This is a genomic window from Micromonospora sp. NPDC047707, from assembly GCF_040704235.1.
Taxonomy (GTDB): Bacteria; Actinomycetota; Actinomycetes; order Mycobacteriales; family Micromonosporaceae; genus Micromonospora.
The window spans coordinates 1-13,781 of the sequence record NZ_JBEYSU010000057.1; the positions used below are offsets into that span (position 1 = coordinate 1).

Annotated in this window: 10 protein-coding genes and 6 pseudogenes; 9 read left to right on the forward strand and 7 right to left on the reverse strand. The window is 65.9% G+C overall.

The features are described from left to right. Positions 1–112, reverse strand: a pseudogene (locus AB0873_RS30050) (IS5/IS1182 family transposase); the annotation flags it as partial. Positions 113–632: 520 nt separating this feature from the next. On the opposite strand from AB0873_RS30050, the gene AB0873_RS30055 reads away from it, so the two are divergent. From AB0873_RS30055 to AB0873_RS30065, 3 genes and pseudogenes are all read left to right on the forward strand, one after another. Further along, positions 633–1,154 carry a GNAT family N-acetyltransferase gene (locus AB0873_RS30055; protein ID WP_366603976.1) on the forward strand — a complete coding sequence of 174 codons (522 nt, stop codon included), beginning with the start codon at positions 633–635 and terminating at the stop codon, positions 1,152–1,154. 694 nt (positions 1,155–1,848) lie between these two features. After that, positions 1,849–1,995, forward strand: a pseudogene (locus AB0873_RS30060) (IS701 family transposase); the annotation flags it as partial. Between the two features lie 708 nt (positions 1,996–2,703). Further along, positions 2,704–2,873: pseudogene (locus AB0873_RS30065) on the forward strand (IS5/IS1182 family transposase); the annotation flags it as partial. 177 nt (positions 2,874–3,050) lie between these two features. Here the strand turns inward: AB0873_RS30065 and AB0873_RS30070 are convergent. The 4 genes from AB0873_RS30070 to AB0873_RS30085 all read right to left on the reverse strand — a co-directional run bounded on the left by AB0873_RS30070 (position 3,051) and on the right by AB0873_RS30085 (position 8,434). Next, on the reverse strand, positions 3,051–4,121 hold the full coding sequence (locus AB0873_RS30070) for an FAD-dependent oxidoreductase (RefSeq protein ID WP_366603978.1): 1,071 nt from the start codon (positions 4,119–4,121) through the stop codon (positions 3,051–3,053). A gap of 663 nt (positions 4,122–4,784) precedes the next feature. Continuing rightward, positions 4,785–5,663, reverse strand: coding sequence for an alpha/beta hydrolase (locus AB0873_RS30075; protein ID WP_366603979.1), 879 nt, complete (start codon positions 5,661–5,663; stop codon positions 4,785–4,787). A 10-nt stretch (positions 5,664–5,673) separates the two neighbouring features. Then, positions 5,674–6,297: a transposase gene (locus AB0873_RS30080; protein ID WP_366603981.1), complete on the reverse strand. Its 624-nt coding sequence runs from the start codon at positions 6,295–6,297 to the stop codon at positions 5,674–5,676. 862 nt (positions 6,298–7,159) lie between these two features. Next, positions 7,160–8,434, reverse strand: a complete 1,275-nt coding sequence (locus AB0873_RS30085; RefSeq protein WP_366603982.1) for an adenosylmethionine--8-amino-7-oxononanoate transaminase — start codon at positions 8,432–8,434, stop codon at positions 7,160–7,162. Between the two features lie 958 nt (positions 8,435–9,392). Here AB0873_RS30085 and AB0873_RS30090 point away from each other — a divergent pair. Together AB0873_RS30090 and AB0873_RS30095 are read left to right on the forward strand one after the other, a co-directional pair. Then, the gene (locus AB0873_RS30090) at positions 9,393–9,968 is read left to right on the forward strand and encodes a hypothetical protein (RefSeq protein ID WP_366603984.1); all 576 of its coding nucleotides are present in this window, start codon (positions 9,393–9,395) and stop codon (positions 9,966–9,968) included. A 138-nt stretch (positions 9,969–10,106) separates the two neighbouring features. Continuing rightward, entirely contained in the window at positions 10,107–10,901 is a 795-nt protein-coding gene (locus AB0873_RS30095; RefSeq protein WP_366603990.1) for a transposase family protein, read from the forward strand. A 200-nt stretch (positions 10,902–11,101) separates the two neighbouring features. Here AB0873_RS30095 and AB0873_RS30100 read toward each other — a convergent pair. Beyond that, positions 11,102–11,272 (reverse strand): annotated as a pseudogene (locus AB0873_RS30100) (IS1380 family transposase); the annotation flags it as partial. A 263-nt stretch (positions 11,273–11,535) separates the two neighbouring features. On the opposite strand from AB0873_RS30100, the gene AB0873_RS30105 reads away from it, so the two are divergent. The 4 genes and pseudogenes from AB0873_RS30105 (at position 11,536) to AB0873_RS30120 (ending at position 13,335) form a co-directional block, all read left to right on the forward strand. Then, positions 11,536–12,030 carry a hypothetical protein gene (locus AB0873_RS30105; RefSeq protein WP_366603986.1) on the forward strand — a complete coding sequence of 165 codons (495 nt, stop codon included), beginning with the start codon at positions 11,536–11,538 and terminating at the stop codon, positions 12,028–12,030. Positions 12,031–12,489: 459 nt separating this feature from the next. Beyond that, positions 12,490–12,708, forward strand: a pseudogene (locus AB0873_RS30110) (transposase); the annotation flags it as partial. 40 nt (positions 12,709–12,748) lie between these two features. Further along, positions 12,749–13,054, forward strand: a pseudogene (locus AB0873_RS30115) (transposase); the annotation flags it as partial. After that, on the forward strand, positions 13,054–13,335 hold the full coding sequence (locus AB0873_RS30120; RefSeq protein ID WP_366603991.1) for a transposase: 282 nt from the start codon (positions 13,054–13,056) through the stop codon (positions 13,333–13,335). The pseudogene AB0873_RS30115 and the gene AB0873_RS30120, both read left to right, overlap by 1 nt. 51 nt (positions 13,336–13,386) lie before the next feature. Here the strand turns inward: AB0873_RS30120 and AB0873_RS30125 are convergent. Continuing rightward, positions 13,387–13,781 (reverse strand): CapA family protein (locus AB0873_RS30125; protein ID WP_366603988.1); only part of this gene is annotated, 395 nt, incomplete at its 5' end.

Here is a 13,781-nt window from a genome sequence, read left to right on the forward strand (position 1 = left end):
CGCACAACACCTTGCGGTCGTCGAGGGGCTTACGGCCCGGGAACCGGTGCCGGCGCGGCGGGCGGGGCGGCAGCAGCGGCGCGATCTCAGCCCACAGCTCGTCGGACTCGATCCACGGCGGCTGCTCACCCCCTCCTCACACCCAGACAGAACGACCCTCACCTTCACCGGATACGCCCAACATCATTTCGTTAGGAGCTCGTAGTGGAGTGCCGCGGCTCTTGCAGGATGAGCGCCGACTGAGTGCTTGCCGGATCGGTCGGCAAAGTTGCAGGAGACACAGGGCGGCGAGGTCGACGACGATCCAGCGCTCGCCGGAATGCTGCGGGAGGACATCCGTTACGCCAGCCCGGAGGTCGACCCACGTGGGACTGGAGCGGTACGCGGTTCACTTAAATGTCCCCGTTGCAATCGTCACTGACCCGACCCTGGCGATGGACAGGGCGTGGAGGCCGGACGCGAATAGTCGGGGCGGCATGCGGTTGAGTCGGCTTGGCTGAGGGGCAAGTCGATCCCGGAGGTTGCCAACGGTTGCGGTCCGCTCTTGGGGGTCCTGGTCACCAGCGCGCCCGGCCAGGACCCGCTGGGTACTGCCTGACCAACGCCCTGCGGTCACATGACATAATCGCGGCGTGACCGGAGAACCATTGCAGATTCGAGAGCTCAGACCTGATGGTGTCGACGACGTCGCCGAGTTGTGGCAGGTGCTCTATGAGCACCATGTAGCGGTGGGTACTCGGATCACGGAAGTCAGCGTCGCGGTCGACAAGCGGCAGTCGTGGCAGCGGCGGAGCGAACTGTACCGGAAATGGTTGAGCGGGCCGGATGCCTTCGGGCTTGTTGCCGAACAGGTCAGCCGTCCAGTCGGATACGCGATGGTGCGGGTGCAGGACGGCGAACGAGGCGCTATTTGGGAGCAGCGCGGTCGAGTCGCTGTGTTGGAGAGCCTGTCCGTCCTACCGTCCATCCGAGGAGGAGGCGTGGGTGGCGCACTGCTGGACGCGATCAAGCGACGCCTCCTCGCTCAGGCGGTCATCACCCTTGACCTTGACGTGGTCGCATCAAACCTTGCAGCTATCCGTTTTTACGAGCGCCACGGCTTCCGAGAGTCAATAACGCGCATGACCAGTCGCATCGACGCTGCCGAAGATTAGGGGTTGACTGAAGCTTATAAGCTTGACAGCGGATCGTGCTCGCGTGGTCGTTGCATTACTAAGGCGGCGGGCTGCATCCCCTCGACCGGCGCCGCCGTTGCTCACGTAGCCCTGCTGTCACGTACAGCTTATCGGCGGATCGCGTAGGCCAGCAGGCATCGCCTCCATCCAAAGACCTTCAGGGCGCGGATACGGTGAATTCGGTAGTGGGTGGGCGGCGGGCTGCGCAATCAGCGAAGATCCGCGGGGGCGCGTTAATCGTCTCCGGCTGTGACTGATTCGTTGGCCGTCGGCGGACGGCCGACGGCCGAGGCGCAAATCAGCGGTTGACCGCACCCCGTCGGGCCGCTGGAATGCAACCGTCGACTCCTTGGGCGCTGAATAGCGTGCCCCTGCTGCCGACGTCGGTTCCGACACCGCGGCAGCCCTGCTTCTGGCCGCGCGGCGACAACCCGCAACGGCGCACCAGTGAACCCTCCTTCGCGGCCGTCTTCGGAGCCAGCCCCATGGAGATTTGTCGGCGAGGGTCGTCAGCACGCAGGAGGGTGCGGCCGTCGTTAATCGCCACGCGCCGGTCGCAGCCGACGCGTGTCGCTGCCCGGTTCGCACGGGTGGAGCCACGGCGGACGGCCGGGCAGTTCGTGGACCGGCTGCTGTCGGACGCGGAACGCAAGGCCTGCTGGTCCTTGGTGGAGCGGGCTACCTGCCGGAGGCCACCTGGTGCGACCGGCCCGACCGCCTCGTCGCCGCCGGCGTGCCGGACGACGTCGGATTCGCGACGAAGCCGGCCCCGGCCCGGCAGATGATCGCCGCCGCGCTGGACGCCGGAGTCCCGTTCGGGTGAGTGACCGGCGACGAGGTCTACGGCGCCGATCCTGCCCTCCGCGCTGACCTGGAACACCGTGGGATCGGCTATGTCCTGGCCGTCACCGCCTCGTCCACAATGACCCGCCAACCGGCAGGGTCTACGATGTGGCCCGCGGCCACCGCACGATATTCGGTTGTCCTCACAACCACCGATGCAGGTGCACCCAGTGCTCGACCGGGTAGTCAACGGACGCGACCGGCCTCTCGTCGGCAAGTGGATCACCACCCGCACCGGTGACCAACGCAAACATCCCGAACGTCAGCAAGCTACACTTCTTCGGCCGACACCAGGCTCGACACCCGTGAACCCGCTGATCGACAAACGCAAGACGAAAAGCTTTCGTTGGCCTCACCCCCGCAAGATTGACAGGACGCTCTAATCTCTCGCTGCGCGAAGGCGGTCTCTCAGCTCCCTCACCGCTGCCACGAAGCGTTCGTCCGACTCGCCCGGCCAGTGCCCGACAACAGGGGGCGGAACGCTGTCACCGGGCGGGATTTTCACGTCCCAAGGATCACGGAGTCGCCGGTCGACCGCCGCTGCCGGCCCACAAATGGACAGCGGCTGCCCGGGCCGGTGCGGCGAGAAGATCCAGCCCCCGATCTGGTCGGTATCGCGCCACAGATTCAGCCACCGCCAGCCCAGCCGCTCACCCACCTCGTGCAACACCTTCTGGTCCCGGCCTGGAAGGAGGACCTGAACGCCCAGCACCGCACGGTCCGAGCGCAGGTCGAACACACGCTGGCCCGGATAAAGAGCTGGAAAATCCTGCGCGACGACCGCCGCGCCGCCCGCACATTGACCGCGCCGCTTCCGGCATTGCTCACCTACACAACATCGCCATGACCTGGTGACCAACCAACCCGCCTACGGGCAACGCCTCCACCCAGTTACGAGACAGCCCTAGACAGCCCCACTCCACAACCGGAGGCCTTCGTCATCACGTCTATCTACGTCGTGTCGTCACACAACCTCGACCAACGTCCCTGGGCAGTACACCTAACCAGTAGTAATCAGCGTTGTAAGCAAGGCTACGAGGTGCCCGGCCGGCGTCGGCGGCTCATATCCGCACTCGCGGCTACCGTCGCCTCCGCGGGTTCCCGTCGGCTCGCTTCAAAGACGGTAAACGCTTCCGCGACATCGTGGGTGTCGCGGAGGCATGTCGCCAATGCCACAGCATCCTCGAGTGCCATAGACGCGCCTTGCGCGGCAGCTGGTGACGCAGCATGCGCCGCGTCACCTACCACTACCATCGAACCGTTGTGCCACCGCCGAGTCGTCGGGATGTCGTAGGAGTCGCCGCCGACCACGTCGTCGCCGGTAGCCTCGACGATTGCGTCAACCGGCACGCGGTCGTCGAGGAATGCTTGCTGCACCCGTCGCTTCCACTCGGACACCGTTACCGTCATGCGTTCCGCGGCATCTGATTCAATGCCCGGCAGACGCGCGAACCACCAGGTGCGGCCGTCCGGCGGCGTTGTATATCCGAAGAATGCCTGGGTACCGAAGATCATGTGGTATGCGTCGGGGCTTGTCGCGGCGGGCGCGGCCGGGGCGTACCCGTAGACAACGCTGTGGCCGGTGTACCGTGGGCGCGGAGCGCTGGGATCGATCAGCCCGCGCGTCACCGAACGAATGCCGTCTGCTCCCACGAGCAAGTCGCCCTCAGCACGACTGCCGTCGGCGAAGGACACGCCGACACCCCCACCAGGCAACAACTCGCCGGCCACAAGCCGCTTGCCGTGCTCGATGCGGACACCGCGCGCCACCGCCTCCGCCTGCAGCACCTGGCACAGCCTCGCTCGGGCGAGCGTGCGCGGACCGTCGTCGTCAGCGGCGATAAACCGGTGATCAAGATGCTCTCCGGCCGCGTTGAAAATTTCCACGCTTCTCGCGGGGAACGAGTTCTCAACGACCGGCCGCTGCACGTCAATAGACCGCAGCGCGGCCATGCCATTGCTCATCACCGTAAGAAAAGCCCCGCCGTCGCCTCCACCCACCGGATGCCTCTCATACACAACCGAGTCAATCCCCACCCTTCGCAAAGCGATGGCGGTGGCGGCACCGGCGATGCCGGCCCCCACGATGAGGGCCTTCGTCATGCTCTCAGCCTCCTGGTCGGCTCGGGTCGATCCACCATTTGCAAGCGCGCCCGCGATTCTCCGGCTACATAACCGAGGTCGTCAAAAAGTGTGTCGGTGTGGTTCGAGACGGTGACGCGATCCGGACCTACCAACTCTACCGTGACGTCGCTGACGACACCGTCCCGTGGGCACCCGGCGTCAACCTTGTCCACCGCAACGGATCCAGGCCGGCAAAGTAGGCCCCTTCCAAGGACGAGATCGAGATGGCTGGGCGACGGTAGCCTGCTCGCCCATAGTCATGGTGACAACACAGCTACGTGGGCGACGTTGCGAGCCGAAGGCAGACACTTGAAGGACGATGTCGGCGCGCCGGTAAGCGGGCCCTTGGCCGTCGAGAGGTGGATTCGATATTTTCGTGCGGCCTGCAGCAGAACGCCCGATCGCCAGCCATTCGCTTAGCTCACCAGCTTACGTGGTGCGGATCAGGCTCACCGCGGCGTCGACCTTGCCTACCGGAGTCGGCGGTGCCTCCCTCGACGCCTACCGCGACGACTGCGCGGCCTGCCAGGTCGATTCGTCACCCTTGATGCCCAAGCCGCAGAGCATCTATCCGCTGACATTCCCGGGCCACCTGGCAGACCCGGTTCATCGGCTCGGCGCAGGCACGTAGCCGGACGTCGCTCAGCGGTGATGGACGCGGTCGAGGAAGTTGCGCAGCAACGGCACGACCTCGTGGAGGTGGGTCTCCAGCAACCAGTGGCCGCCGCCGTCCAGCAGGTGCAGCTCCGCGTCCGGGAGGTCACGCAGGTACGCCCGGGCGGCGCCCTCGGGCATGTACCCGTCGTGCGGCCCCCAGACGATGAGCGTGGGCGGCCGGTGCTCGCGGAGGTACGCCTGCTGCCGGGGGAACCACTCGACCGTGGTGCGCTGGTCGGCGAGGAGACGCACCAGGTTCTCCGGGCCGGGCGGACGGCCGACCTGCGCCCACGAGAGGGTCCACAGGTCCGGGCTGATCCGCTCGGCGATCTCGTCGGGGACCTCGCCGAGGAACTCGTCCCGGAACCCGTCCTCCGACACGTTCTCCGCCACCGCGGCCAGCGCCTGCGGGTTCGGGTCGGCCCACATCTCCTTCAGCGGCGCGTACTTCGGGCCGTGCTGGTCCTCGTAGATGTCGCCGTTCTGGATCACGAGCGCCGCGACCCGCTCCGGCGCGCCCATGGCCAGTCGCAGGCCGAACTGGGAGCCGTAGTCCTGAAGGTAGATGACGTACCGGGTCAGCCCGAGGACGTCGACGAAGTGACGCAGGAAATCGGCGTACGCGTCGAAGGTGTACGCGAACCGCCCGGCGTCGGCCCGCGTGTACCCGAATCCCGGCAGGTCCGGGGCGATCAGTCGCCAGCGGTCGCCCAGCGCCGGCATGAGGTTGCGGAACTGGAACGACGACGACGGGTAGCCGTGCGGCAGCAGCACCACGGGAGCGCCTGGCGGCCCCGTCTCCCGGTAGAACGTCCGGATGCCGTCGACCTCGACGGCGCGGTACGTGACAGGTGCAAAGGACATGCTCACCGCCCTACCTTTCATAACACTTGAGGGATCTTACAAAGACCCACTGACATGCCTCTGTCAAGCCGGGTGTACGGACGCCCAAGGTTGATGCCCCTATGGACGTCAAGCAATCGACGGCAGGCTCGCGTGCTTCGGGGTTCGGGCGATGAGTTCGTAGAGCTCCGTGCGACGTAGCGTTTGAGGCAACGGATCGCTTCGCGTCTGGTTTTGCCTTCGGAGACACGTCGGTCGATGTAGGCGCGGGTGCGCTTGTCCCAGCGAAGTCGCGCAATAGGACGGCTCGAGCTGCTGCTTCGGCGTCGATGGCGTCAGTCTTGCCTCGGCGACGCCGGTGGGCCTTGTCCAGCTGGTTGACCTCGACGACGCGGATCCCGGCGGTCAGCAGGTGGCGAGTCAGCGCCGCACCGTAGGCATGGGTGCCCTCCACCCCGGCTTGCCGAACCGGGCCGAACGCAGTGGCCCAGTCCAGCATCGTGCGGTAGCCCTCAGCCGTGGTGAGGAAGCTACGGCTGTCGAGCAGAACGCCGTGGATGCTGACGACCGCTGCGACGTGAAGGTCCTTATGCGTGTCCACGCCGAGGATCACCTCCTCAGGAATGTCGTGCTGGTCGGGCGACGGATGCGACATGCTGAACGGGGTTGTTCGGCTCCTGACGGCTTGGGAACGGATGGCCGTCGCCGGGCCGGCAGGGGCGGTCAGGACTTTGATGGCGCCTTGTTAGCGGCAAGGCCCCTATCGGGACACGTCCCGCCGGTCCGGCGGCAGCAAGTACCGCCCAGGACTCGAGCCGACAGATCAAACTCAAGGCACCGAATGCCGGTCGTATCGCGGGTTAGACTCCAGTCCCAGGCAGCACCCGATCATCCTCACAGTCGTATCGGATAGCAGAGCGGTGGCGTAGCCTATTGAAGCCGCGCTCGACGGCGCGGCGCTGCCGACAACTACGAAGGTCGAATGCGGCCGGCCGGCCGCAGGCCCTTTGCGTGCTGGTTGGTGCCCTGGTCGGCTTGCTAAGGGTGCGGCTTTCGCGGCCGTAGCCGAGGTGGTCCGTAACGGCGCGCCGGGAGCCAGTGCAGGTCCCCTGTCGGCGGCGCCTGTGCCACAACCTGCGGAAGCAATCGAGAAAATCGTGGGCGGCGCACAGTGGCTGCTGACATTTGCCAGCCGCACACCGCCGTCCACGCCTGCTCAACCCGGACGTCGGCTGCTGCAATATGCCCGCTGGTGGCCGGATACTGACCACCGCCTGCGCTACACCCGCACGCCACTGGTGGTACCGATTTGGATCGGGACGAACCGACGGCCTTCTGCCGGCAAAACTCCTACGTGGCAGGTCTTTTGCCTGTTCAGACTTTGGGCCTGAGACGCCCACCCGATTCGCAATCCGAGGCCGCTGGCGGAGACGACGAATCAGGGCCGGTTTCCGCGGAGGAAACCGGCCCTGGGCGCCACCCTCATTGTTTCAAGAGGGCGAGGCTGATGAACAAGTTCAGTTAGCCTTCACGGCGGCCGCGACGCCGGCGGCGATCCGGGCCACGTCGGCGTCGTCGGTGACGTACGGCGGCATGGTGTAGACCAGGTCCCGGAACGGCCGCAGCCAGACGCCCTCGTCGGCCGCGGCGGCGCTGGCTGCCGGGAGGTCCACGTCGTGGTCGAGCTGCACCACGCCGATCGCGCCGAGCACCCGGACGTCCACCACGCCCGGCGCGCCGCGCAACGGTTCCAGACCGGCCCGCAGCCCCGCCTCGATCCGCGCCACCTCGGCCGGCCAGTCCCCGGCCCGCAGCAGGCCGAGGGAGGCGTTGGCGACCGCGCAGGCGAGCGGGTTGCCCATGAAGGTGGGGCCGTGCGCCAGCACGCCGCCCGCCGAGATGCCCCGGGCGATCTCCGGCGTGCAGAGAGCGGCGGCCAGGGTCAGGTACCCCCCGGTGAGGGCCTTGCCCACACAGAGGACGTCAGGGGCCACCCCGGCGTGCTCCGCGGCGAACATCGCACCGGTCCGGCCGAAGCCGGTGGCGATCTCGTCGAAGATCAGCAGCACCCCGTGGGCGCGGGTGACCTCCCGCAGCACCCGCAGGTAGTGCGGGTGGTGGAAACGCATCCCGCCGGCCCCCTGGACGACCGGCTCGACGATGACGGCGGCCAGCTCGTGGGCGTGCCGCTCGACCGCGTCCGCGAGGGCCGCCTCGTACGCCGGGTCGGGCGGCGTGTCGAAGCCGCCCGGTGGCACCGGGGCGAACACCTGCCGGGGCAGCACGTCCCCCCACAGGTGGTGCATGCCGCCCTCGGGGTCGCAGACGCTCATCGGGTGGAAGGTGTCGCCGTGGTACCCGCCCCGCCAGGTGCCCAGCCGGCGGCGCTCCGGCCGGCCGGTGGCCCGCTGGTACTGCAGGCACATCTTGACGGCCACCTCCACGCTCACCGAACCGGAGTCGGCGAGGAAGACGTGCTCCAGGCCGTCCGGGGCCAGCTCGACGAGGGTACGGGCCAGCGTGACCGCCGGCTCGTGGGTCAGCCCGCCGAACATCACGTGACTCATCCGGCCCAGCTGGTCGGTCACCGCCGCGTCGAGCACCGGGTGCCGGTAGCCGTGGATCGCCGCCCACCAGGACGACATGCCGTCCACCAGCTCCCGCCCGTCCGCGAGCCGCAGCCGCACCCCGTGCGCGCTCTCCACGACGTACGGCGGGCTGCCCGGCGGCACCGCCGTGTACGGGTGCCACACGTGCGCCACGTCGACGGCCAAAATCTCCTCAGAGTTCACCAGCACCCTCCCCTATCCCAGGTCTCGCCTGGCATCGCGAACACGCTCCTGCCCTCGTTCCCATAAGACCCGCGACGCCTCCATGGCAAAGCTGCCTCGACCGCAAAACTCCCAGAACTCTAACGGATGATTTACGGATGATGGTGCACCCCGTCGACCACGCTTGGGTCGTTGAATCGTTGCCGGCACTGGAAGCAACGCCACTCCGGGTGGATTGGCCAGCAGGCGGGCTCGACCCGTTTGATTTGACCGACAGACGCACACAGCGGATGTGGTACTCCTCCGGGTACACCCGAGCCTACCCCGCTGTAGTCGGCTACGACGAATCCGACGAACGTCACCCAAGCGACGCCATACCGAGGGGATATTCGGCTTTATCGTTGCTGGAAAAACTGGCCGTGGTCTACAACGGTAGCCTAATCGCCGAGTGGCCGCGGAGCCTCGTTTCAACACGCGACAGAGAGGTGCCGAGAGAAGGAGACCAAGATCCAACCCTCACGCCCATTCTACAATTCCAACGACTACCAAAGGCCTGGGCCGCACGGGAGCCACGATGGTTGAGCCGGGCTCGCGCGGGGCAGCTTTCGAATTCGTCGATGTCCGCGGACCCTCTGAGCCTTATTTGTGGCGACTACGGTGACACCATCGATGTAGCCCTGTCGCTTTCCGCTGCCATACGACAAGAGCCCATCATGATCGTTGACGTCTTAGAATCATTCGATTGGCACTAGTCGACGGGCCTTCTCATCGTCCACAAACTTGTGCTGACGTAACGTAGAACGAGCATTGCATACATAATAACAATCATCAGACGGGGACAGTGAACCATTCCCGGTAACGGCTGGCGGCGGTGTGTAGCGGGCGGGGCCCTGAACCGTTGGCGCTTGGGCCGACGCTGGGTGAGGGAGCGTTGCGGACCCCGGGGCGATTTTGACGGCCGTGTCGCTATGGTTTGTCGATGGCTGAGTGGATCAGTGTGTACTGCAGGCGTCAGGTTTCGCTTGAGGCCGAGGCGATGCGTCGTGAGTTGGACGTTGCCGACCTGTGGACTCTGGCGGAGGCGCTTGAGTTGGCTGAGGACGAGCTGGATGCGGCGGTCGAGTCGATGTTTCGCCATCTGCGGGTGGAGCCGGCCGGTGACGGCAGGGCGTGGATCGAGGTGCATTGGAAGCCCGAGGGAAGGCCGATCCAGATCGGCAGCGTCACTGATAAGCGGCAGATCGCCGATATGCTGGAGGAGAGCCTGCCAGCAGCGACCGGTCCGGGCGCGGCGTCGGCGACCGGTGAGCCCGGGCCGCCGACACGGGTCCGGACGCATCTGCGCCAGTGCCAGCAGATTGTGAACTTCGAGTTGAGCATCGACGATGCCCAACACCTTGGCGCCACGATCGGCGAGGTGCTGGCGTTTTTCATCGCTGGGGCCGGCGAAGGGCTGGTGTGGTTCTTTGGTCAGGGCTGGGCCTTTCTCGACGACCGTGCCGCCACCATCTGGACAACGGGGGAGCCGGCTTCCTCCCAGTCGGCTTACAACTGAAGCGTGGCCAACCCGTTCTGACGCGCCGAACAGCTTGCGGTACAACGAGAAGACGCAGAACCCCGGGTATGAAGACTGGTCCTTGCACAGATAACTCCATAGGGGTTCTGCGTGGCCACCAGTGTCACATACGCCGCCGTGCTCTCAGCGCGCGAAGAGACCGTGCTGTTCCTGTCGGGCCTGCTGCACACGCAACGGCAGCAACGAGGCACCCGTAACGGACGTCGCGCGTTGAGCTGCTTCGCTCACGCCGTGCTGGTCCTACGCTGGTTCCTCGATGGCACTCGGGTGGCCCAGTTGGCCGCCGACAACGCAATTGGCGGGTCGACGGCCTACCGCTACCTGCACGAGGGCATCGACGTACTCGCCGCCCATCAGCCCAGCCTGCACTCAGCATTGCTGGCCGCCAAGGCCGCCGGGTACAGCCATGTCAACCTCGACGGCATCCTAATCGCCACCGACCGGGTCGCCGCCCCTGGCCCAACACCAGGAGTGGATCTGTGGTGGTCGGGCAAGCACCATCAGCACGGCGGAAATATCCAGGTCATCTCCGCCCTGGACGGCTGGCCACTACGGACGTCCGACGTGCGCCCCGGCCGCGAACACGACACCACCTGCGCCCGCATACACGGTCTGCTGCCGGTCCTCGCCAACGCCGCCGAACTGCCCTGCCTGGCCGACCTCGGCTACGAAGGCGAAGCCGCCACAGTCCGCGTCCCGATCAAGAAACCCACCCACGGACAGCTGACCAACGACCAGAAGACCGTTAACCTGATCCACGCCCACCTGCGCTCCCAGGCTGAACGAGCCAACTCGCTGCTCAAGACCACTTTCAAGGCACTCCGGCGGGTCAGCCTCTGCCCATGGCGCATCGGAGCGACCGTGGCCGCCGCGCTCGTCCTGCTCCACGACGAACACGGACGCACCACATAACCCACTGCGAAGAGTCATGCGCCCCTTACTGGGAATGGCTCACTGTCAGGAGCCAACGCGAACCAACATGAGATTCTCGAGGTTGAAAGGCAGGAATCATGAAAGTCCATTACCGGGCTACGACGCATCAGGCAAATTACTTATCGTCGCGCACGAGCGGCAACCGGTAACGACCGCACACCGCTGCCGCGACCACCGTTACCCCGATCATGCACCGGCCACCTGCCGGTCCGGGCCAGCCCCGCCGACAACCCTGCGGTCAACCCCGCCCGATCAGCCAGCAACCGCAGCAACGCCGCACCGACGTGCGACACCACACCCGAACCACCCGCAGTGACCCGCAGGTCCCGCGACCACGCCGTAAGCTGCACCTCGGAAGTGCCTCCCCCATAGAGAAACCTGCAGATGTCGCAATCACAAGTTTCCCTTGCAGGGCAGGCACTTCCGCTCATCTACACGCCAGCATGATCCGCATCGCGATGATCGACAACCTCACCCAACGGGTCACCAGCGAAACCACTCCAACTTTGGCGAGACATCTGCAGGTGACACCACTCGCAAAATACGTGATTTAGACGCCCTTTCAGATGAAAAAGCCCGCTACCGCGATCGCGTTCATTCACCGAGGACGAGCTTGTTCTCCGCCCACGGCATCGATCGGCAGGACCAGGGAGTCATCCCGAGGGCTCGTCGCATCCTGCTGGCCCTCGTGTCCTCCTGCGATGAGAATGGCGGCGTGATTAAAGACCTTCTTGGCGTAGTGGGTGCGACCTTGGCCGGGGCGACTCGGGTTCGCGTCTTCGACTCGATTGGGCCCGATCAACCTGGTCGCATGCGGCGCGACTGCCGTCCGGTCCTCGCTGACCAGCGTGACCCCGAGGCGCTGATTCAACTGCGGGCAGCATTGGCAGTGCGAACGGACACCGACGTCATGGACTGGAGGCAGTGGCCCGAACTATGGCTTGAACTGTTCGGAAGTGACGATGCGCGGTTGACCGTGGTCGGTCTCCTTCTTCCCGGCTGGCTCAGGTGGGGAGAGGATGGGGACCTGGAACTGCAGAACCCGAGGGCCATCATGCAGTGGTTGACCCGGTGGGCTCCCGAAGCAGCGGTGCCTATCGCGGAATGAGCCGGCTCTCACGCCTTCCCGTCCACCGTCGACCCCCACCCCGTGGCGCTAATCTGCTCGGCTCCGCCTAAGTCGACGGCGTGGTTGCCCCTCCCAGAAACCGGAGCGCCCCCGCCGGAGGCATGGCTCGTATCGGCCGGCGTGCCGGCCGATACCGGCGCTTGCGCCGCCAGCAGGCCGAGCGCGTCCGGCGCAGCCCGCTTGCCGGCCGCCTTGACGACTCAAGAGCCGAACTCGGCAACACCGCTGTTACTGGGCGTTTTGATCACTTGCGCTGCATATTGCTGCTTTCGTGAGCCTGGTCGGTGAGGCGTCGGCAGGGTCGAATGATCACCACTGGTACCAGGTTCACCTGATTAGATGCCCTGCTTTGATCCGCAGATCGTGTCTGGTTTACCAAGTTCGGGAATCGGCGGACCCAAGTGCGATCCACGGTGTTGTCCACAGTAGACATATCGTATGGCCGAACGACCTGCCTACCCCTCCGACCTGTCCGACCTGTCCGACGCCCGCTGGGCGCTGATCGCACCACGACTGGAAGTGTGGCGCCAGGCTCGCACCGACGCTGGCGTCGGGGGACGCAAACCCACCTACGACCTGCGGGAGATTTTCAACGCGATCCTTTACGTCAACCGCACCGGCATCGCGTGGCGCTATCTGCCACATGACTTCCCGCCCTGGCAGACGGTCTGTGGCTACTTCACCGCCTGGACCGGCGATGGCATCTTCGCCCAGCTCAACTACGAGCTCACCGGCCTGGCGCACGCCCAAGGCCGGACGCGCCCCACAGCCAACAGCAGCCGTGATCGACAGCCAGAGCGTGAAGACCTCCACCAACGCCCCCCTGCCCACCCAGGGCATCGACGCCGGCAAGAAGATCGTCGGACGCAAACGCGGCATCGTCACCGACACCCTCGGCCTGCTCCTCGCCGTCATCGTCACCGCCGCCAGCACCAGCGACAACACCATCGGCATCAACCTCCTCGACCAAGCCAAAGCCACCCACCCCACCCCGGCCAAGACCTGGGTCGACGCCGGCTTCAAGAACAAAGTCATCGAACACGGCGCCACCCTCGGCATCGACGTCGAAGTCGTCGCCAAAGACCCGCACATCAAAGGGTTCTCCGTGTCAAACGCCGCTGGGTCGTCGAGCGCACGCTGGGCTGGATCATGCTTCACCGGCGCCTGGCCCGCGAATACGAAGCCCTACCCGACAACTCCGCCAGCATGATCCGCATCGCAATGATCGACAACCTCACCAAACGGGCCACCAACGAAAACACCCCAACCTGGCGAGACACCTGAAGATCACATCACTCGCGAAATACCTGAATCAGACACCCTGTTATTCGACCTCTATTGGCGGCCCTGCGGTGGGTTGATTCTGCCGGAGTCGTCGAACCGGGCGCCGGTCTTCGGGAAGTCGCTGCGGGTGAGCTGCTTGACCAGGCCCAGACCCCGGTTGTCGCCGTCCATGGTCGGCTTGCCGGCGGAGTTCATGTACGTCGAGACGAACGAGCCGCCGGCCCAGCTGCCGTCCGGCTTGAGCGACACCTTGAGCACCCCGCCCCAGCCGAGCCGGCCGGCGTTGCTCAGCGAGTTGCCGCCGCCGGCGAAGTTGCCGAGGCTGTAGGCGATCAGGCGGCCCTTGTAGACCTCCATGCCGCGCAGCACGTGCGGGCCGTGCCCGACGATTAGGTCGGCGCCGGCGTCGATCATGGCCTTGGAGAACTTGACCGGGTCGCCCCGGT